This window comes from Micromonospora sp. NPDC050276 (assembly GCF_044459545.1).
Lineage (GTDB): Bacteria > Actinomycetota > Actinomycetes > Mycobacteriales > Micromonosporaceae > Micromonospora.
The window spans coordinates 20,361-38,421 of sequence record NZ_JBITJA010000006.1 but is presented as its reverse complement, the minus strand read 5'-3'; the positions used below and the strand labels follow the sequence as shown (position 1 = coordinate 38,421).

18 protein-coding genes are annotated in these 18,061 nt (G+C 72.1%); 12 read left to right on the top strand and 6 right to left on the bottom strand.

Annotated elements, in window-relative coordinates; translation table 11 throughout:
- Nucleotides 1-69: 69 nt before the first annotated feature.
- Both ACIBF8_RS14130 and ACIBF8_RS14125 read right to left on the bottom strand, forming a co-directional pair.
- A complete protein-coding gene (locus ACIBF8_RS14130) occupies nt 70-837 on the bottom strand; it encodes a hypothetical protein (protein ID WP_396783190.1) in 768 nt (255 codons plus the stop codon).
- The gene (locus tag ACIBF8_RS14125; RefSeq protein ID WP_396783188.1) at nt 834-1,286 is read right to left on the bottom strand and encodes an NUDIX domain-containing protein; all 453 of its coding nucleotides are present in this window, start codon (nt 1,284-1,286) and stop codon (nt 834-836) included. The genes ACIBF8_RS14130 and ACIBF8_RS14125 overlap by 4 nt, the downstream gene beginning before the upstream one ends.
- A gap of 109 nt (nt 1,287-1,395) precedes the next feature.
- Between ACIBF8_RS14125 and ACIBF8_RS14120 the strand changes: the two genes are divergently transcribed.
- From ACIBF8_RS14120 to corA, 4 genes are all read left to right on the top strand, one after another.
- Nucleotides 1,396-1,788: a cyclic nucleotide-binding/CBS domain-containing protein gene (locus ACIBF8_RS14120; protein ID WP_030487774.1), complete on the top strand. Its 393-nt coding sequence runs from the start codon at nt 1,396-1,398 to the stop codon at nt 1,786-1,788.
- Between the two features lie 83 nt (nt 1,789-1,871).
- Nucleotides 1,872-2,330 carry an ester cyclase gene (locus ACIBF8_RS14115; RefSeq protein ID WP_396783187.1) on the top strand — a complete coding sequence of 153 codons (459 nt, stop codon included), beginning with the start codon at nt 1,872-1,874 and terminating at the stop codon, nt 2,328-2,330.
- Between the two features lie 106 nt (nt 2,331-2,436).
- Nucleotides 2,437-3,531, top strand: coding sequence for a PLP-dependent aminotransferase family protein (locus tag ACIBF8_RS14110; RefSeq protein ID WP_363608284.1), 1,095 nt, complete (start codon nt 2,437-2,439; stop codon nt 3,529-3,531).
- A 323-nt stretch (nt 3,532-3,854) separates the two neighbouring features.
- Complete coding sequence (corA, locus tag ACIBF8_RS14105) at nt 3,855-5,003, top strand: magnesium/cobalt transporter CorA (protein WP_396783185.1); 1,149 nt, start codon at nt 3,855-3,857, stop codon at nt 5,001-5,003.
- A 144-nt stretch (nt 5,004-5,147) separates the two neighbouring features.
- Here the strand turns inward: corA and ACIBF8_RS14100 are convergent, their stop codons facing one another.
- The gene (locus ACIBF8_RS14100) at nt 5,148-5,927 is read right to left on the bottom strand and encodes a hypothetical protein (RefSeq protein ID WP_396783183.1); all 780 of its coding nucleotides are present in this window, start codon (nt 5,925-5,927) and stop codon (nt 5,148-5,150) included.
- Nucleotides 5,928-6,011: 84 nt separating this feature from the next.
- On the opposite strand from ACIBF8_RS14100, the gene ACIBF8_RS14095 reads away from it, so the two are divergent.
- Nucleotides 6,012-6,542 (top strand): peptidylprolyl isomerase, encoded by a 531-nt coding sequence (locus tag ACIBF8_RS14095; RefSeq protein WP_130405633.1) that lies wholly within the window; start codon nt 6,012-6,014, stop codon nt 6,540-6,542.
- A 100-nt stretch (nt 6,543-6,642) separates the two neighbouring features.
- On the top strand, nt 6,643-7,560 hold the full coding sequence (locus ACIBF8_RS14090) for a rhomboid family intramembrane serine protease (protein ID WP_396783181.1): 918 nt from the start codon (nt 6,643-6,645) through the stop codon (nt 7,558-7,560).
- A 12-nt stretch (nt 7,561-7,572) separates the two neighbouring features.
- On the opposite strand, the gene ACIBF8_RS14085 is transcribed toward ACIBF8_RS14090, so the two are convergent.
- Nucleotides 7,573-8,007, bottom strand: a complete 435-nt coding sequence (locus tag ACIBF8_RS14085; RefSeq protein WP_396783179.1) for a PH domain-containing protein — start codon at nt 8,005-8,007, stop codon at nt 7,573-7,575.
- A gap of 198 nt (nt 8,008-8,205) precedes the next feature.
- On the opposite strand from ACIBF8_RS14085, the gene ACIBF8_RS14080 reads away from it, so the two are divergent.
- The 6 genes from ACIBF8_RS14080 to ACIBF8_RS14055 all read left to right on the top strand — a co-directional run bounded on the left by ACIBF8_RS14080 (nt 8,206) and on the right by ACIBF8_RS14055 (nt 13,964).
- Nucleotides 8,206-9,378, top strand: coding sequence for a thiolase family protein (locus ACIBF8_RS14080; protein WP_396783177.1), 1,173 nt, complete (start codon nt 8,206-8,208; stop codon nt 9,376-9,378).
- A gap of 56 nt (nt 9,379-9,434) precedes the next feature.
- Nucleotides 9,435-10,448, top strand: a complete 1,014-nt coding sequence (locus ACIBF8_RS14075; protein WP_396783176.1) for an aminoglycoside phosphotransferase family protein — start codon at nt 9,435-9,437, stop codon at nt 10,446-10,448.
- Between the two features lie 111 nt (nt 10,449-10,559).
- Nucleotides 10,560-11,066 carry a hypothetical protein gene (locus ACIBF8_RS14070; protein ID WP_396783175.1) on the top strand — a complete coding sequence of 169 codons (507 nt, stop codon included), beginning with the start codon at nt 10,560-10,562 and terminating at the stop codon, nt 11,064-11,066.
- A 90-nt stretch (nt 11,067-11,156) separates the two neighbouring features.
- On the top strand, nt 11,157-11,849 hold the full coding sequence (locus ACIBF8_RS14065; RefSeq protein WP_396783173.1) for a response regulator transcription factor: 693 nt from the start codon (nt 11,157-11,159) through the stop codon (nt 11,847-11,849).
- On the top strand, nt 11,842-13,308 hold the full coding sequence (locus ACIBF8_RS14060; protein WP_396783172.1) for a sensor histidine kinase: 1,467 nt from the start codon (nt 11,842-11,844) through the stop codon (nt 13,306-13,308). The genes ACIBF8_RS14065 and ACIBF8_RS14060 overlap by 8 nt, the downstream gene beginning before the upstream one ends.
- 56 nt (nt 13,309-13,364) lie before the next feature.
- The gene (locus tag ACIBF8_RS14055; RefSeq protein WP_396783170.1) at nt 13,365-13,964 is read left to right on the top strand and encodes a hypothetical protein; all 600 of its coding nucleotides are present in this window, start codon (nt 13,365-13,367) and stop codon (nt 13,962-13,964) included.
- A 69-nt stretch (nt 13,965-14,033) separates the two neighbouring features.
- On the opposite strand, the gene ACIBF8_RS14050 is transcribed toward ACIBF8_RS14055, so the two are convergent.
- Nucleotides 14,034-15,635, bottom strand: a complete 1,602-nt coding sequence (locus ACIBF8_RS14050) for a ricin-type beta-trefoil lectin domain protein (RefSeq protein WP_396783169.1) — start codon at nt 15,633-15,635, stop codon at nt 14,034-14,036.
- A gap of 172 nt (nt 15,636-15,807) precedes the next feature.
- Nucleotides 15,808-18,057 carry a glycosyltransferase family 39 protein gene (locus ACIBF8_RS14045; protein WP_396783168.1) on the bottom strand — a complete coding sequence of 750 codons (2,250 nt, stop codon included), beginning with the start codon at nt 18,055-18,057 and terminating at the stop codon, nt 15,808-15,810.
- Between the last annotated feature and the right edge of the window lie 4 nt (nt 18,058-18,061).

Genomic DNA, 18,061 nt, shown 5'->3' with positions numbered 1-18,061 from the left:
TCCCTCGTCCTGCTCCCCGTCACCGCTGGAGGATAGCCCTGGCCGGCGGTACCGCTCCGGCCAACCGGGTCAGCCGGGCAACGCCGCCAGGTCGGCGAGCATCGTCAGGCGCTCCTCCGCACTGAGCGTGGCGTACGGGCCGGCGGCCCGGCGGTCGGTCTCCAGCTCGATGGCGAGCCGCTCGGGACCGGCCGGCAGGGCGGCGATGCTCGACGCGGTGTGCCCGGCGGCGGTCCAGGCGGCGGCGTGCGCGTCGGCCCGGTGGTATCGCAGGGTGCCGAGCCGGTTGAGCAGCAGCACGCCCGACGGGGTGCCGTCCGGCTCGTACGGCGGCGCCAGCGCGGTGAAGGCCGAGCCGCCCCGGTCCTCCTCCTCGTCGGCCAGCACCAGGGCGTACGACAGCAGTCGGCCGAGCAGCGCCACCAGCCGGACCACCCGCTCGTCCTGCCCGGCCCACAGCTCCTCGGTGACCTCGGCGTGCACCTGGTACAGCTCGGCGAGGAAGGCGGCGCCACGCTCGGTGGCGGCCAGCGCGCCGTCCGGGCCCCGGTAGATCATCCCGTGTGCCACCTGCTTGTCCACGATCCGCCGGCAGGTGACCGGGTCCTGGTACCGGGTGATCGCCGCGAACCCTGGCCCGTCGACCGTGCCACCCGGTGCGGCCAGCCGGGTGCGCAGGTCGACCAGGAAGCCGGTGGCCGCCACACCGCCGTACCGCTGGGACAGCTCGGCGCCACCACCGTCGCGGCCGGCCAGCATGCCGGCGCGGAAGGTCCGGTCCACGGCCGGTGCGAGCAGCCCGGCGATCCGGTGCGGCGTCAGCGCGACGGTGTTCACAGACCGATCGACCGCAGGACGGCGAAGCCCTCCTCCGCGATCCGCCGGATCAGCCCGTCGTTGACGTCGCGGTGCTCGTCCAGCAGGGTCACCTCGTGTTCGGCCAGCCAGCGGTACTCGGTGTGCTTGCCGGCCTCCAGCGTCGGGCGGTCGAGGTCACCGTCGACGCGGACCAGAAAGTCGTACTCGGTCCGGGCGAGCCCGTCGTCGCCGACGTAGGTGTACTCGCCCACCTGGCCCAGGACGTGCGAGAGGACCCAGCCGGTCTCCTCGGTGATCTCCCGGCGTAACGCCTCGTCGATGTCCTCGCCCGGCTCCAGGTGCCCGCCGACGATGTCCCAGCAGTTGGGAAAGAGTCGTCGGTGTGGTGAGCGGCGCTGAAAGAAGATGCGGCCGTCGTGATCGACGATCAGCGCGCCGGCGCAGCGCAGGGGCTCGGTGGACACCATCCGACAGTAGCCAGCGTCCGCAGCATGTGCGATGCCGCTCTTGTCCCGGAAACATCCACGGACCACCATGTCTGTACCGAATGCCACCGTCCCAAAGGGGTGATGCGTGATGCAGGTACGGGATGCGATGTCCAGCCAGGTCCTCGTCGTCGGTCCGGAGCACACGCTCCGCCAGGCGGCCCGGATGATGTCGGCCCGCGGTGTCGGGTCGGCGGTCGTGATCGACCCGGACTCCGAGGGCGTCGGGATCATGACCGAACGCGACGTGTTGAAGGCCATCGGTGCCGGCCTGGACTGTGACGTGGAGCGCACCGGAGCCCATCTGACCTGGGACGTGGTCTACGCGGGGCCGGAGTGGACGGTGGCCGAGGCGGCCGCCGCGATGGCCCGGGGCGGGTTCCGGCACCTGGTGGTGCTGGACGGCCGGGAGGTCGCCGGGGTGATCTCCGTTCGGGACATCATGCGGGTCTGGTCGGAGAGCCAGGCGGTCGCCACGACCTGACCCGGGGTGGTGTGCCGGGCCGGATCGACGGGTAAGCATCCCTTGCGGGCGCGGAAATGCCGTGGCCCGTGGGGGAGGTCCCGATGCGCGACGCGGAGCGGCTGGTCGAGCAGCAGTACGCCATGCTCCTGCGCCGGGACGTGGCCCGGCTGCCGGATCTCTACGCCCCGGAGGCGTTCTATTCCATGCCGGGCGTGACGGTCCGTCCGATCGAACTGCCCGCCCTCCTGCGCACCTGGACCGGTGCCTTTCCGGACCTGCGGATCGACCCGATGGGCGCGGTCCGCACCGGCGGTGGCGCCGCCGTCGAGGTGCGGCTGACCGGCACCCACACCGGCACGCTGCATTCGCCGTACGGCACCGTTGCGCCCACCGGCCGCCTGGTGAGCTGGGAGGTCGCCGACGTGGTCCGGGCCCGCAAGGGTCGGATCACCGCCTGGCGCTCCTACTTCGACTGGAGCCAACTCCTCGACGCGCTCGGTGTGCAGCTGGAGGGACTTTCCCGGGCGGCGCAGCACGACGCGCTAGCCCTTCCGGTCTGATCTGCCGTCGACCGGCCACGTGGGGTCACCCGACCCGGTGGCTCAGGATGCGGACATCGCCGTGCCGACCGCGCGTTCCCCACCGCCGCCCGTACGCTCAACATTCATGACCGCCGAGCAGTTGATCTCCTTTGCCCGTGGGGCTCCCTCGCTGGACATCGTTGATGTCGAGGGGCTCAAGGCCGCCGCCGTCCGCGCCTTCGACGCCGACCCCGCGGGGGTAACGGCGTACGGCACCTCCGTCGGTTACCTTCCGCTGCGAAAGTGGATCGCCGAGAAGCACGGGGTCGCGGCCGACCAGGTGCTGGTCACCAACGGGTCGCTCCAGGCCGACGCGTTCCTCTTCGACCACCTGGTCCGCCCCGGTGACGCCGTGGTGGTGGAACGCCCGACGTACGACCGGACGCTGCTCAACCTCCAGCGGATGGGCAGCGAGCTGCACGGCATCTCCGTCCAGCCGGACGGTCTGGACACCGCCGAGCTGCGCAAGCTGCTGGAGTCCGGCGTCCGTCCCCGGCTCGCGCACGTCATCCCGAACTACCAGAACCCGGCCGGCATGACGCTGTCGCTGGAGAAGCGCCGGGAGCTGCTCGACCTGGCCGCCGAGTACGAGTTCACCATCTTCGAGGACGACCCGTACGCGGACATCCGTTTCCGTGGCGAGGCGCTGCCGTCGATGCTCTCGCTGGACACCCGCAACGTGGTGGTGCACGCGTCGAGCTTCACCAAGACGGTCTGCCCGGGCGTGCGGGTCGGTTACCTGGTCGGCCCGGCCGACCTGATCGCCGACATCGCGAAGAACGCGACAAGTCTCTACATCTCGCCCGGCATGGTGTCCCAGGCGATCGTGCACCAGTTCTGCGTCTCCGGTGACATCGACCGCTCGATCGCGACCGTACGGGCGGCGCTGGGCGAGCGGGCCCAGGTGCTCGCCGAGTCGCTGCGCCGGCACCTGCCGCAGGCGCGGTTCGTGGAGCCCGACGGTGGCTACTTCCTCTGGGTGGAGTTCCCGGAGGACGTACTGGTCGACCGGCTCGCCCCGGCGGCCGCCGAACGCGGGGTCGCGGTGGTCAAGGGCAGCGACTTCGTGGTGGACGGCGGGCGGCACGCGCTCCGGCTGGCCTTCTCGGCGGTGACCGCCGACCGGATCGACGAGGGCGTCCGTCGCCTCGCGGAGGCCGTCGAGGCGGTCCGCGCCTGATTTATCTGTCGGGTTTCCGACAAAACGACGATGCCGGCCGTCCCAGGGCTCCCCTGCGGGCGGCCGGCTGGCCCACAATGCTGCGAGCGTCACACGTCAGCGGCGGAGATTACCGCCCGGCCTCCGGGCCGGTCCCGACACCTGGGTGACGCGGCAGCACAACCTCCCGCCCCCACAGGCGCCGGGTGGGCCGTGTCGTCCCCGCACACCCCCCGATGCGGCCCGGCCCGCCCGGCGCCGCCCCCGAGCGACCGCCGTCACACCGACCCTCGACCGCCGTCGGCGTAGCCTGCAAGCCGCAGCTGAGCGCGGGAGGTGACGCGATGACGGATCGGACAGAGCGGGACCGGACGGCACCGTCGACCACAGGCCGGGTGCTGCGACCTCGGGCGTGGCCCTCGCCGGTCCGGGCGATGACCCGGATCCTCAACGCCGACGGTTCGCCGCCCGTCCCGGCCCCGACGGGCACCGGCCGCAGCGCGGTGGTCGACTGCGCGCTCTACATCGACGGCAAGCGGCAGCCCGGCGACTGGACGTACGCGGAGGCGCTGGCCGCGGCCCGCCGCGAGGAGCACGGCTTCGTCTGGATCGGCCTGCACCAGCCCGAGCTGGCCGAGATGACGGCCATCGCGGAGACCTACGGCCTGCACGAGCTGGCCGTCGAGGACGCGGTCAAGGCCGAGCAGCGCCCCAAGCTGGAGCGCTTCGGTGATGTGGTCTTCCTGGTGCTGCGGACCGCCCGATACTGCGAGCACACCGAGCTGACCGAGAACTCCGAGGTGGTGGAGACCGGGCAGGTGATGCTCTTCATCGGCCCGAATTTCGTGATCAGCGTCCGGCACGGGGACGCCTGCCGGCTCGCGCCGATCCGTGCCGACCTGGAGACCAAGCAGGAGCTGCTGCTCCAGGGCCCGTGGGCGGTGGCGTACGGGGTGACCGACCGGGTGGTCGACCTCTACCTGGAGGTGGCCGACCAGATCGAGGACGACCTGGACATGCTGGAGGCCGAGGTCTTCGACCGGCACGGCCACGGGCGGATCCAGCGGATCTACCAGATGAAGCGGGAACTGGTGGAGTTCAAGCGGGCGGTGGTGCCGTTGCAGCGACCGCTGTTGACGCTGACCTCCCAGGTCAACCGGGACGTACCCAAGGAGATCCGCCGCTACTTCCGGGACGTGCAGGACCACCTGAGCCGCACCGTGGAGCAGGTGAACTCCTACGACGACCTGCTGAACTCGATCCTCCAGGCGCGGCTGGCCCAGGTCACCGTCGACCAGAACAACGACATGCGCAAGATCGCCGCATGGGCTGGCATCGCCGCGGTCTGGACCGCCATCGCCGGCATCTACGGCATGAACTTCGACAACATGCCCGAGCTGAAGATGACGTACGGCTATCCGGTGGTCCTGGCCCTCATGCTCGGCGTCTCGCTGGCCCTCTATCGGTGGTTCCGCCGCAACGGCTGGCTCTGAACGCCCGGCGACATCGCCAGCGGGCGGGTGAGCGCCGCCGACGGGGAAACGCGGAAGCGCGGCCAACCCGGAAGTGCGGCCAACGCGGAAGCGCCGGCGAGTGGGTGAGTCCACTCGCCGGCGCCCGGAACGCTGCCGCTGGCCTCAGCGGCGGCCGTTGGTGCGGGCCGTGTTCTTGCCCAGCGCCTTGGTGAGGTCGTCGGTCGGTCGACCGGAGACGTCCGTGGCGCCCTCGGCGACCGACGGGACCTTGTCGGTCGGTCGAACACCGGTCTGCTTGGTCGTGCCGGTGGTGCTGGCGCTGGTGCCGCCGGCCACCGCCGAGCTGCCCGCGCCGGTCATCCCCGCCGCGCCGGTCATGGCGGACCCGTCGGACCCCCTGGTGGCGGACGGCGTGCGTACCTCGATCGAGTCGACGTCGTCGCGCATCGGCTCCAGGGTGCTGCGGGTCGGGTCGTACTCGGCCCACTCCTGCTGCTCCCGGCGGCGACGCAGCGCGACCGCGCCGGCCAGGCCGGCGATGGCACCCGCCGCCAACAGGCCGGTCATCATCGAGCCGCGACGGCGCGGCTGCTTCTTCTTACCGGTAATCCGCATGGTCTTCGACTTGGCCTTCCTGGTCAGCGGCCCTGCCTGCGCGGCGCCGTCACGGGCCGCCGCTGCCAGCGGTGCCAGCGTGGTGAGAGTCGTCCCCCAGCCGGTCGACGCGCGGTCGCGTACCTTCGCCGCGGTCGGCCCGACGTAGCCCCGGGCCACCTGGACCCGCGGGCCGACGGTTGCGCCGGCGCCCTTCGCGGCGTGGTTGGCTGCCAGCATCAGGTGGCTGATGCTCTGGTTCAGCTCGGCCAAGGCCTGCTGCCCCTGGGACTGCCGCCGCCCGAATCCAAACACGGTCCTACCTCCTGGGAGTTGTTCCTTCGTCATCCTCCACCTTCGGATGCCTCCGCGATGCCAGATCGGGCACATGGGAGGATCCGCATGGAACTGACCAACGAGTGAGGAGTACCCGTGGCCGAGGCTGTCTACGCCACCCTGCACACCAACGCTGGCCCGATCCGGCTGGAGCTCTTCCCCAACCACGCGCCGAAGACCGTCCGCAACTTCGTCGACCTGGCCGAGGGCAACCGTGAGTACACCGACCCGCGCACCGGTCAGCCGGGCAGTGGTCCGTACTACGACGGCACCATCTCGCACCGGGTGATCAGCGGTTTCATGGTTCAGATGGGCGACCCGACCGGCACCGGCCGGGGCGGGCCGGGCTACAAGTTCGCCGACGAGTTCCACCCGGAGCTGCGGTTCGACCGTCCGTACCTGTTGGCGATGGCGAACGCCGGACCGGGCACCAACGGTTCGCAGTTCTTCATCACCGTGTCCCCGACGCCGCACCTGAACAACCGGCACACCATCTTCGGCCAGGTGGCCGACGAGCAGTCGGTGAAGGTCGTGGACTCGATCGCGAACACCCCGACCGGTCCGAGCGACCGTCCGCTCCAGGACGTCGTCATCGAGCGGGTCGAGATCGAGCGGTCCGCTTCCTGAGCGACTCGCGAGGTACCTTTGCTCGCATGATTGAGCGCTCCGGAGCACCGCACCGGCCGGTGCCGGTGGATCGCGCGGCGGTGGACGGAGGGTCGGCCCGGTGAGCGAGTCTCCGCCGACCGCCCCGGTCTGCTACCGGCACCCCGGCCGGGAGACCTACGTCCGGTGCACCCGCTGCGACCGGCCGATCTGCCCGGACTGCATGCGGGAGGCGTCCGTCGGGCACCAGTGCCCGGAGTGCGTCAACGAGGGACGTCGCAGTGTCCGGCCGGCGCGTACCGCCTTCGGCGGCGGTATGGCCGGCCGGCACGGCTACGTCACCAAGGCGCTCATCGCGCTGAACCTGCTGTTCTTCCTGCTCTCGGTCGCCTCCGCCCGGAGCGGTAACGCGGTGGTGGGTGGTTCCGGCTTCGGTGGGCTGGCCGGCGACGAGACACCGCTCACCCGCTGGGGCGGCGTGCTCGGCTACGCCTCGTACGTCGCCTTCGGCCCGGTGCACGGTGTCGCGGCCGGCGAGTGGTACCGCCTGGTCACCGCCATGTTCCTGCACTACGGGTTGCTCCACCTGCTGCTGAACATGTGGGCGTTGTGGGTGCTCGGCCGGGAGTTGGAGGGGGTGCTCGGGCGAGTGCGTTTCCTCGCCCTCTATCTGATCGCGGGGCTGGGGGGCAATGTCGCCGTCTTCCTGTTCAGTGCGCCCAACCAGCCACCGACAGTCGGCGCGTCGACGGCCACCTTCGGGCTCTTCGCCGCGATCTTCGTGATCATGCGTCGCCTTGGTCGCAACACCTCGGCGATCGTGCCGATCCTTGTCATCAACCTCGTCTTCACCTTCGCCGTGCCGGGCATCTCCATCCCCGGGCACCTCGGCGGTCTGGTGGTCGGCGCGCTGATGGCGTTGGTGCTGGCGTACGCGCCGCGTGCTCGGCGCACGCTGGTGCAGGTCGTCGGTGCCGCGGTCATCCTGCTGGTCCTGCTCGTCCTGGTCCTCGTCCGTACCGCCTACCTGCTCGGCTGACCGGGGGACGGGTCAGCCGGCCTGGTCCGGGCGGGCGGCCCGCAGCTCGGCGGCCACCTCTTCCGGGGTGGCCCCCAGGTCGTACCGGCCGAACAGGTGCAGCGAGTCGCCCGCGTCGATCTCCAGGGTCTCGCTGGTCAGCCCCAGCCGGGGCCGCCGGTCGACGGCGATCGCCTCGACCGCCGACCAGGGCAGCAACCGCCGGCCGGCGAAGCCCTGGATGACGGTGAGCCCCGCCGGGTCCACCGCCAATCGGACTGGTGCGACCAGGTCGCGTACCGCCCAGCCGGCCAGGGCGGCGGCGGCCAGGACGGCCACTGCCAGTCGGACCGGGTCGCCGTCGGCGAAGAGCAGACCGAGCGCGATCAGCAGAACCGCACCGGCGAGTTTCGCCGCCGGCAGGCCCGCCGGGACCCGCCACTGCCGGACCGGGGAGATCTCATCCACCCGCCCAGCATGCCAGCGGTCCGCCGGATCGTAGCCCCGTGCGGGTCGATCATGGAGTTGTGCTGCCCCCTATATGGTGCGAAGCGGAAACTTCTGCCCACCACAACTCCATGATCGACGCCGGAGGGGGCCTGGGGGCAGTGTCGTGGGCGAGGGACGACGTAGGATCGGGTCAGCCCAAGTTACCGGGGAGTAAACATGAGTGACGCGGTCATCGTCGGCGCGGTACGAACCCCGGTCGGGCGGCGCAAGGGCAGCCTCGCCGGCGTCCACCCGGTCGACCTCTCGGCGCACGTGCTGCGCGCCCTCGCCGAGCGCACCGGGCTCGACCCGGCGCAGGTCGACGACGTCTTCTGGGGTTGCGTGTCCCAGGTCGGCGAGCAATCGTGGAACATCGCCCGCAACGGCGTGCTCGCCGCCGGCTGGCCCGAGACGGTGCCCGGCACGACCCTGGACCGGCAGTGCGGCTCCAGCCAGCAGGCCCTGCACTTCGCCGCCGCGACCGTGCTCTCCGGCCAGGCCGACCTGGTGGTCGCCGGCGGGGTCGAGTCGATGACCCGGGTGCCGATGGGCTCCAGTGTGGCCGGCGGCATGCCGTTCAGCGACCAGTTGCGGGCCCGCTACCGGGGTGTCGAGGGCTTCGCCGACGACGCCCCGCTGCCGTTCAACCAGGGCGTCGGGGCCGAGCTGATCGCCCGGCGGTGGCGCCTCTCGCGTAACCAGCTGGACGAGTTCGCGCTGGCCAGCCACGAGAAGGCGGCCGCCGCACAGGACGCCGGGGCGTTCGATCCGGAGCTGACCCCGGTGCCGGTCGGTGATGGTGGCAAGTTCGCCGCCGACGAGGGCATCCGCCGGGACACCTCGCTGGACAAGCTCGGCGAGTTGGCCACCCCGTTCCGGGCCGACGGTGTGGTGACCGCCGGGTCCGCGTCCCAGATCTCCGACGGTGCCGCCGCCCTCGCGGTGACCACCTCCGACTGGGCCAGCCGGCACGGCCTGCGCCCGCTCGCGCGCATCCACACCGCCGTGGTCGCCGCCGACGACCCGGTCACGATGCTCACCGCGCCCATCCCGGCCACCGCAAAGGCGCTGCGCCGCGCGGGGCTGGGCATCGAGGAGATCGGGGTGTACGAGGTGAACGAGGCGTTCGCCCCGGTGCCGCTGGCCTGGCTGGCGGAGACCGAGGCGGACCCGGAGCGGCTCAACCCGCGCGGCGGTGCGATCGCCCTCGGGCACCCCCTCGGCGGCTCCGGTGCCCGGATCATGACCACCATGCTCCAGCACATGCGGGACAACGGGATCCGCTACGGCCTGCAAACCATGTGCGAGGGCGGTGGCATGGCCAACGCCACGATCGTCGAGCTGGTCTGAGCCGCGGTCGAAAAACTCCTCGCCTCGGCGCGGGAGGGCCACCTAAGGTGCCGACCGTGACGACGATCGCCGGTGACCGCGCCCCCGACTGGTCCAGCCAGCAGTGGCAGGTGCGGGCCCGGTCCTGGGTCGATGCGCAACTGAGCCGCGCCGGCCGGCGGGTGACCGGCCTGGTGGAGCCTCGGCTGCGCCCCTGGTCGCTGGTCTGGCGGGTGCCGACCGACGACGGTCCGGTCTGGTTCAAGGCCAACAACCCGGGCACGGTGCACGAGGCCGTCCTGGTCGCGTCGCTCGCCCAGCTGACACCCGACCGGGTGCTGACGCCGATCGCGGTGGACCCGACGCAGGGCTGGTCGCTGCTGCCCGACGGCGGCGAGTCGTTGCGCGACGTGCTGGGGCGCGACCCCGATCTGAGGCACTGGGAGCGGGCGCTGCCCGGGTACGCGGCGCTGCAACTGGCGAGCGCGTCCCGTGCCGACGAGTTGATCGCCCAGGGCGTGCCGGACCAGCGCCCCGAGGTGCTGGCGGGATTGTTCGCCGGACTGCTCGACGATCACGAGTCGTTGCTGATCGGCGCCGAGGGCGGACTCAGCCCGGAGACGTACGAGCGGCTGCGGGCGGAGGTGCCGTCGTACGCCCAGCGGTGCCGCCGGCTCGCCGACATCGGCATTCCGGCCACCGTGCAACACGACGACCTGCACGACGGCAACGTCTTCGCCGGCGAGGCCGGCTACCGATACTTCGACTGGGGCGACGCCTCGGTGGCGCACCCGTTCGGCACGCTGCTGGTGACCCTGCGTTCCATCGGGCACGTCAAGAAGCTCGCCGCCGACGACACCCAGCTGGTTCGGTTGCGCGACGCCTACCTGGAGGCGTGGACCGACCGGTACGACCGGCGGACCCTCGTCGAGGCTGCCGACCTCGCGATCAGCCTGGGGCCGGTGGGCCGTTCGCTCTCCTGGCGTCGGGCACTGGACACCGCCGAGGAGTCCCGCGCCGAGTACGCCGACGCGGTCCCGGGGTGGCTGGGGGAGCTGTTCGCGGCCAGTCCACTGCAGCCCAACTCCTGACCATGATCCGTCGGGGTCTGAAGTCGGACAGGCAGTGCGACAGAGGGCGTGGAACTTCCAAAAAAGCCGCGTGACCCACGTCACTCCGCTGGGGAGGTCGTTGGGCAGGTCATGGACGTCTTCTCCCGAACGTTCCTCCCGGCCGCCGCTGAGGCTGGCCTGGCCGTGCAGACGGTGAGCCGGCACATGCCGGTCTTCCGACGCTGCGTCGGCTCCGGTGACGCCACCATCCTGGTCACCCGTTGCAGCCGCCCCGACCGTCCGGTCACCGGCGACTACCTGTTACTGCTCACCCACCGTCGGCTGGTGGTGACCCAGCAGACCCGCCTCCTGCACCGACTGCGCCTGCACCTCAACACCGAGTTGCGCGAGCTGAGCAACGTCACCTGGAGCCCGGACCCGCGGTTGCAGTCGGTCGAGATGGCGGCCACCGCGATCGACGGGATCCGTGAGCGGTTCCTGATCCGGACCAGTCACCCTAAGCAGGTCTGGCAGCTCGACGCGTTGCTCAACCAGGCGTTCCGGACCCGCCTGCGGCCGTCCGGCGCGCGGGTCGTCGCCAGCATCGGTGACGCACCGGCCGTCGCGCGGCCGGGGATGTTCGCGCCGTCCCGGTGAGCTGACACCTCATCGGGCTTTGCACCGCCTTTACCGAACTCGAACACGCACCGATCGCGCCGAGCCCGCCGGGTCGGCAATCATGGGCCGGTGACCGTCGAACCACCGCATCGCGGGCTCGTCCTCGTCGTCGAGGACGAGCCGGCAATCGCCGACCTGGTCCGGCTCTACCTCACCCGGGACGGGTTCGGCGTCCACCTGGAACGCGACGGCGAGGCCGGTCTGAGCGCGGCCCGCCGGCTGCGCCCGGTGGCCTGCGTCCTGGACATCGCCTTGCCGGGTCTGCCCGGCACCGAGGTCTGCCGCCGACTGCGCGAGGCCGGCGACTGGACACCGGTCATCTTCCTCACCGCCCGCGACGACGAGGTGGACCGGATCGTCGGCCTGGAGTTGGGTGCCGACGACTACGTGACCAAGCCGTTCAGCCCTCGCGAGTTGGTCGCCCGGGTGCGCGCGGTGCTGCGCCGATCCGCCGGCGGCCCGGAGGGCGCGGACCGGCCGCGGGTCGTCGGCCCGGTGACGCTCGACCCGGCCCGCCGCACGGTCACCGCCGCCGGTGCCCCGGTGCAGCTCACCTCCACCGAGTTCGACCTACTGGCCCACCTGATGGCCCGGCCCGGTCGGGTCTTCACCCGGGAGGAGTTGCTGGCCGGGGTCTGGGGCTACGCGGCGCACGCCGGCACCCGGACCGTGGACGTGCACGTCGCGCAGGTACGGGCGAAACTTGGCCCGGCGAGCGTGATCCGCACCCATCGCGGCGTGGGATACGCGGCCGATGCGTGACCGTCCCGGGCACGTCGAGTCGCCGACCATGGCCCTGCCGGTGGTCGGCACCGGTCCACCCGCCGCACTTCGACGAGGCCGCTTCGGCCGTACCCTGACCGCCCGCGCGGTGTTGGTCACCTGCGCGGTGGCGCTGGTGTCGGTGCTGGTCACCGCCATCGTCGCGGTACCGTTGGCGATCCGTGGCGCGCAGCGGGGCGAGCAGGAGGCGCTGGCCGCCCAGGCCCGACTCGCGGCCGAGGTGCTGCGGACCCGCCTCGACCGGGGTCGCAGCGCCGACGAGGAGCGGCTCATCCAGCAACTGCGTGACCAGGGCATCGACGCGTACCTGATCCGGCGTGGGGCGGTCGACCGGGCGGGTCTGCCACCCAGGGTGGTGCAGCGGATCAAGGAGGGCCGCAACGTGTCGGCCCGCCGCTCGGTCAACGGCGAGCGCGCCCTGGTCGAGGGTCGGGCACTGCCCGGCGGCAACGGGGTGGTGCTGTCCCGTCCCCTGGCGAACGGGCTGTGGGCCCGGGTGCTGCTCAGTCTCTGGTTGCCGCTGCTGGCCGGGCTGACCGCCGGTGTGGTGGCCGGGCTGCTGCTGGCCCGTCGCCTGGCCCGGCCGATCCGGGTCGCGGCCACCGCCGCCGCCCGGCTGCGCGCGGGTGACCGCGCCGTCCGGGTGCCGGTCGAGCCGCCGGACGAGGTCGCCGACCTGGCCGAGGCGTTGAACGGGCTGGCCGCCGCTCTGGCCACCAGCGAGGGCCGACAACGGGAGTTCCTGCTCTCCGTCTCGCACGAGCTGCGCACCCCGCTGACCGCGATCCGCGGGTACGCCGAGGCGCTCGCCGACGGGGTGCTCGGTGTCGATGACACGGTGGACACCGGCCGGACGATGCTCGCCGAGGCGCAACACCTGGACCGGCTGATCGGTGATCTGCTGGCACTGGCCCGGCTGGAGGCCGCCGACTTCCCCCTCGAACCGGTGCCGGTGGACCTGGCCCAACTGGCCCTGGACGCCGAGCCGACCTGGTCCGGTCGGTGCGCGGCGGTGGGCGTGCCGTTCCGGGTGGAGACGCCCGGCCAGCCGGTGCCCGCGTACACCGATCCGGGGCGGATCCGGCAGGTGCTGGACGGGTTGCTGGAGAACGCGCTGCGGGTCGTACCCCCGGGGTCTCCGGTGGTGCTCGCGGTCCGGCCGGCCGGCGCGGACCCGGCCTCCGGCGGTGTGCTGGAGGTCCGCGACGGCGGGCCCGGCTTCACCGACGACGACCTGGCGGTGGCATTTGAGCGCGGCGCCCTGCACGAGCGTTACCGGGGCGTGCGCAAGGTGGGCAGCGGACTGGGGTTGGCGCTGGCCGCCGGGTTGGTCCGCCGGCTGGGCGGGGAGATCGCCGCCGGGCACGCTCCGGAGGGCGGTGCCGCCTTCACGGTCCGGCTGCCCGGTGATCCTTACCTGGCCCGAACATCGGCCTGACGCTCCGCTCGTCGTTCCCGGGAAGGCTGAGGGCTCCACGGACGAGAGGGAGAGTCATGCCACGTTGGGGTATCGCCACCGGCACCACGGCACTGCTCGCGGCGGTCGCGCTCGGCGTCAGCGGCTGCGGCGCGGCCGAGGTGGCCAGTCAGCCCGCCCGGGATGCCGCCGTCGAAGTCGCCGCGGCCATGGGAGTCGAGGGTCAGGCGTTGGCCGCGATGGGCTTCGACGCCGACGAACTGGACGTGCAGACGATCGCCGCGCCGGCAACCCCGACGCCCGGTGCCTCGCCCACGGCCCAGGAGAAGGCCCGGGACAAGCGCGGCGAGGAGTGGCGCAAGCGCCGTCAGGCCCGCGTGCTGCTGCGCAAGAACACCCTGCACGGTGAGGCGGTGGTGAAGACGAAGGACGGCGGCACGCAGACCGTTGCCGTGCAGCGCGGCGAGGTGACCGCGATCGACGGCGACACGATGACGGTCAAGTCCACCGACGGCTTCACCATGACCTGGACGTTCGGTGCCGACCTGCGGGTGGTCGAGCGGCGGGCCACCGTGCAGCCGAGCGAGGTCAAGGTCGGCGCGACGCTCGGCGTCGCCGGCACGAAGGACGGTGACAACGGCGTGGCCCGGCTCATCCTCATCCCCCGCGCCAAGTGAGCGCAGGGGCCCTGGTCGACGCCAGGGCCCCTGCCCTCGTCAGTAGACGCGGGAGCCGACGAAGTCGTCTCAGTAGACGCGGGAGCCGATGAAGTCGTCGTGACCGTAGCCGACCGGGTTGGCGGCGGTCCGGGCCTCGAACGACCACTGCTGCCGGGTGCTGCTGGAGCAGGTCGCCAACCGCAGGCGAGAGCTGCCCAGCAACGGGTTGTCGAACGCCACGCAGAGGTTGTTGGCGCTCGCCGGCCTGATCTGGTTACCCACGAAGACGAACTGCTGGGCCCCGGTGCCGTTGCAGTCGTAGATGTTGACCGCGGTGCCGGCGGTCATCGAGCTGTTGGCCACGTCCAGGCAGCGATCGTGGGACAGCTCCGAGTGCAGCGACCGCCGGGCCGAGTCGTACCAGAAGCCCTGGTTGCGCCCACCGTGGCAGGAGTACGGCTGCTGGACGGTGCCGTTGCGGGAGTCGTACCCCTTGCCGTCGACGCAGGTGCCGGTGGCCAGGTTGCGCAGTTGCTTGAACTCCAGCAGCCCGGGATAGAGCACCCCGCTGCCGGTGCTGGCCGGGTCGACGCAGCTGGCCCGCTGCTGGCCGGAGTTCCAGAACTGGGTGATGCACTGGGCGAACATGCCGTGCCCACGGATGTTGGGGTGGAACGACTGGCGGGCGGCGTTCTCGTTCCAGATGCCCACCTCGATGTAGAGGCCGCGGACCGAGGTGTTGTCGGTGCACACCTCGTGCCCGTGGAAGAGCCGGCTGGCGTCCAGGTAGCGGGTGCCGGTGTTCGCCGCGGCCGACCGCAGCGCCGACTCGAACAACGGCACCGCCTTGTTCCGGGCGAACGCCGCGTCGGCGAGGTAGAGCAGGCAGCCGCCGGAGTACCAGCCGGGGAAGTTCGGGTTGTCCTCCACGTCCGGGCTGCCGGGGCTCGGGTACGACATCAGCACCAGCTCGTAGTCCGACCGCAGGTAGCCGGCGTTGGTCATGGTCTGCCGGATGTCGGTGAGCGCCGACTCCACGGCCTGCCGGCTGCCGTCGGTGCGGATCGTCCACTGGTCGGTGTAGGTGGGGTAGCAGGGGCCCTGGAAGAAGACCCGGCGGACGGCACAGTCGGTGGCGACCGGACCGAACTGGATGGTGCCGTCACCGTTGGCGCCGACCACCACCCAGATCAGCTTCACGTGCGTGTTGCGCGCCTTGATGCCCAGGTAGTCGCCCTGGTTCAGCTCGTTGTGCTGGGTCGGTCCGCCGGCGATCAGGTTCCAGGGGGTGGCACCGGAGCAGGCGATGTTGTACTGCGCGTCCGACGTGATGCCGGTGCGGAACACCGCCTGGTCGTACGAGCGGTCGCACCAGTTGCCGTCCTGGTGGGTGCCGGGGACGTAGTTGCCGACCCCTTCGCCGGATATCTCGCTGTCGCCCATGGTGATCAGCGAGGTGCGGCGTTGTTCGATCGGGCGGATCGCCGGGCTGCCGTAGAGGGCGGTCGCCTCGGCGGCCCGGACGGCCTCAAGGTTGGCGGGGAGTGGTTGGACGGCTGGCCGGTCGGCGGCGCTGGCGAGGGTGGCCGGTCCGGCGAGCATCGGTAGGACGAGAGCGGCGACGGCGACGGCGACGGTGCTGGCCCGTCGTCGGGTCGCGCGTTCGGGCCTGGCGGGGATTGCAGGCATCGACGCACTCCTTTCGGCTCAATCGCGGGACGTCGATTGAGTTACCCGACGGTAACGTGCGGATCAATGGATGTGAATGCGCCTCAGATCCTTGCGCGCGGGATGCAGAACCGCCCGGATCGGACTATCCGGGCCTGCTGGCTCAGTGGTCCGGCGGCGGGAGCCCGCTGCCTCAGCGGCCCGGCGGCAGCGCGTAGCCGACGTAGCCGTGGAACTGCAGCCGCCAGCCGGCCGGGACGAGCTTGGCGCAGGCCGCCTGACTGCCCGTGCAGACGATCGCGTCCACCGAGGAGGGATCGGCCGGCGGTCGTTCCGGTAGGACCGACTGCAACGCCACCAGGTCCGGTGAGCTTCCGTCGGGCTGCCGTAGCAACAGCCACCACGGGTACTCCCAGTTGTCGTTCTGCTGCACCAGCCCGATCCGTCGCGCACCGCTGTCCCGGACCGCGGTAGCCGCCCAGCGGAACTCGTCGGCCCACTGCGGGCGGCGCAGGAACCGGGTGTCCCAGTCCGAGGTGGTGAAGACCGATCCGGCGCCGACCAGCCGGCGCGGGAAGCCGTACGACAGGGCGAGCACCCCGGCCAGCGCCGAGGTGGCCAGCACGGCGACGGCCGCCACGGCGGCCACCGACCGACGCCCGCCCGCGCGGTCGCGCAGGAACGCGTCCAGCCAGAGACCGGCCAGGGGTACGGCGAGCACCACGGCGTAGAGCAGCAGGCGGTTTCCCCACGGCTGCCACTTGATCATCGCGGTGTGCAGCAGCACGGCGGTCACCACCACCACGGCGTACGCCCGCAGCGACCCGGCCCGCCCGGGGGCGATCCGCCGTGGTCGGGCGAGCGCGATCACCGCGCCGATCAGCGCCAACGCCCCAGCCAGCGGAAACGCCACCCGATCCTCGTCCGGATACCAGGCGGGCTCCGGGAAGAGCTCCCGACCGAAGGTGATCGCGCGATCCTGCGGGTCGACCCCGATCGCCTCGGCGCCACTGATGATCACGTCGGCCCCGGTGCGGCGCAGGGGCGCCAGCGGGGTGTCGAACGCGGTGTGCCCGATCCGCAGCGCGTTGACCAGGACCGACGCCGGGTCGTGCCGTTCCATCGGAATGGACTCGCGCAGCCGGGGTGGCCCCAGCGGATGCCCGAACTCGGCGGTCACCCGGGCCAGGAACGGCCCGACCACCACGGCCGCGACCAGCAGGATCAGCACCGAACCACCGACCGTACGGGCCAGCCCGCCGATCGGCCAGGACCACCGACCCCCGCCCGCCGCTGCCGGATCGGTTGGTACCGGGTCCGTCGCTGCCGGGCCAGCCGGTGCCGTGCTCTCGGCCCGGACCAGCCTCAGCTGGGCCAGCCCCCAGAGCACCAGCAGCGGGCCGACCGCGATCAGGCCGCTGGTCTTGGTCACCGCAGTCAGCCCGGTGGCCGCCCCGAGCCCGAGCAGTGTGCCCCAGCCGGTCCGCCGACGCAGCCCGTCCAGCACCAGCGTCGCCGCGCAGGCCACCCACGCCGCGCAGACCAGGTCGGTCTGCGTGCTGGTCGCCTGGAGCACCACCATCGGCGTGGTCGCCAGCACGAACGCGGTCAGCAACTGGGCTCGGCGGCCGCCGCCGAGCTGCCCGGTGATCCGTGCGGCCACCAGGAGACAGACCACTCCGGCCGCCCACTGCACCAGGTTGTGCAGGTGATCCCCGCCGGTGAGCAGGCGCAGGTGCAGCAGCAGGTATTCGGCGCCGGGCGGGATGGTCACCTGCCGGTGGATGGCGGTGGGCCAGAAGTCCAGGTCGCCCTGGGCCACCCAGTGCTCCACCTTCGGCAGGTGGTAGGTCTGCGAGTCGAAGTTGTTCGGCTCGGCCAGCAGCGCGACCAGCAGCTCCACCAGGACCAGCCCGCCGACCGTGCCGGCGAGGAGCCGCTCACCCGGTCGAGCCGTACGCCAGGTGTGGACCGTCGCGGCGAGCAGGCCGGCGGGTCCTCGGCCGGCCCGGGGCGGCGCGGCGTCGGGCTCGCCCGCCCCGTGCTCGACGGCCGGGGTCGACGTCTCGGGGCTGCCACCGGACACCACCGCGCCGACCGGCACTGGTCGCGGCGCGGCATCGACCGACGCGCCGGCGGGCGGCTGCCCGAGGCGGGCCGCCCGTCGCCAGCGCAGGCCGGCCGCCGTCGCGGCAGCGACCAGGAAGAGCAGCCAGGCGATGGCGAACGCGGGCCGGGTCAGCGCGTGCAACGCGCCGAGCACCTCGACGACGAGCACCGCGTACGCACCGCTGAGGAGGACGGCGCGCACCACGGCAAGCCGCAGTGGTGCCACCGCGTCAGCGTCGCGCGGCATCGCCGCGGCGGTGAGCAGGAGCACCGCGGCGGCAGGAACCACCGCGAGCAGGGAGCCGGCAGCCGACATGGCGGAAGTAAACACCATCGGC

Bases quoted from the DNA above. Each gene is read 5' to 3' on its own strand.
- ACIBF8_RS14100 (WP_396783183.1), bottom strand. From the start codon at position 5,927: ATGACGAAGGAACAACTCCCAGGAGGTAGGACCGTGTTTGGATTCGGG.
- ACIBF8_RS14110 (WP_363608284.1), top strand. From the start codon at position 2,437: ATGACCGCCGAGCAGTTGATCTCCTTTGCCCGTGGGGCTCCCTCGCTG.
- ACIBF8_RS14080 (WP_396783177.1), top strand. From the start codon at position 8,206: ATGAGTGACGCGGTCATCGTCGGCGCGGTACGAACCCCGGTCGGGCGG.
- ACIBF8_RS14060 (WP_396783172.1), top strand. From the start codon at position 11,842: ATGCGTGACCGTCCCGGGCACGTCGAGTCGCCGACCATGGCCCTGCCG.
- ACIBF8_RS14120 (WP_030487774.1), top strand. From the start codon at position 1,396: ATGCAGGTACGGGATGCGATGTCCAGCCAGGTCCTCGTCGTCGGTCCG.
- ACIBF8_RS14055 (WP_396783170.1), top strand. From the start codon at position 13,365: ATGCCACGTTGGGGTATCGCCACCGGCACCACGGCACTGCTCGCGGCG.
- ACIBF8_RS14125 (WP_396783188.1), bottom strand. From the start codon at position 1,286: ATGGTGTCCACCGAGCCCCTGCGCTGCGCCGGCGCGCTGATCGTCGAT.
- corA (WP_396783185.1), top strand. From the start codon at position 3,855: ATGACGGATCGGACAGAGCGGGACCGGACGGCACCGTCGACCACAGGC.
- ACIBF8_RS14050 (WP_396783169.1), bottom strand. From the start codon at position 15,635: ATGCCTGCAATCCCCGCCAGGCCCGAACGCGCGACCCGACGACGGGCC.
- ACIBF8_RS14070 (WP_396783175.1), top strand. From the start codon at position 10,560: ATGGACGTCTTCTCCCGAACGTTCCTCCCGGCCGCCGCTGAGGCTGGC.
- ACIBF8_RS14115 (WP_396783187.1), top strand. From the start codon at position 1,872: ATGCGCGACGCGGAGCGGCTGGTCGAGCAGCAGTACGCCATGCTCCTG.
- ACIBF8_RS14045 (WP_396783168.1), bottom strand. From the start codon at position 18,057: ATGGTGTTTACTTCCGCCATGTCGGCTGCCGGCTCCCTGCTCGCGGTG.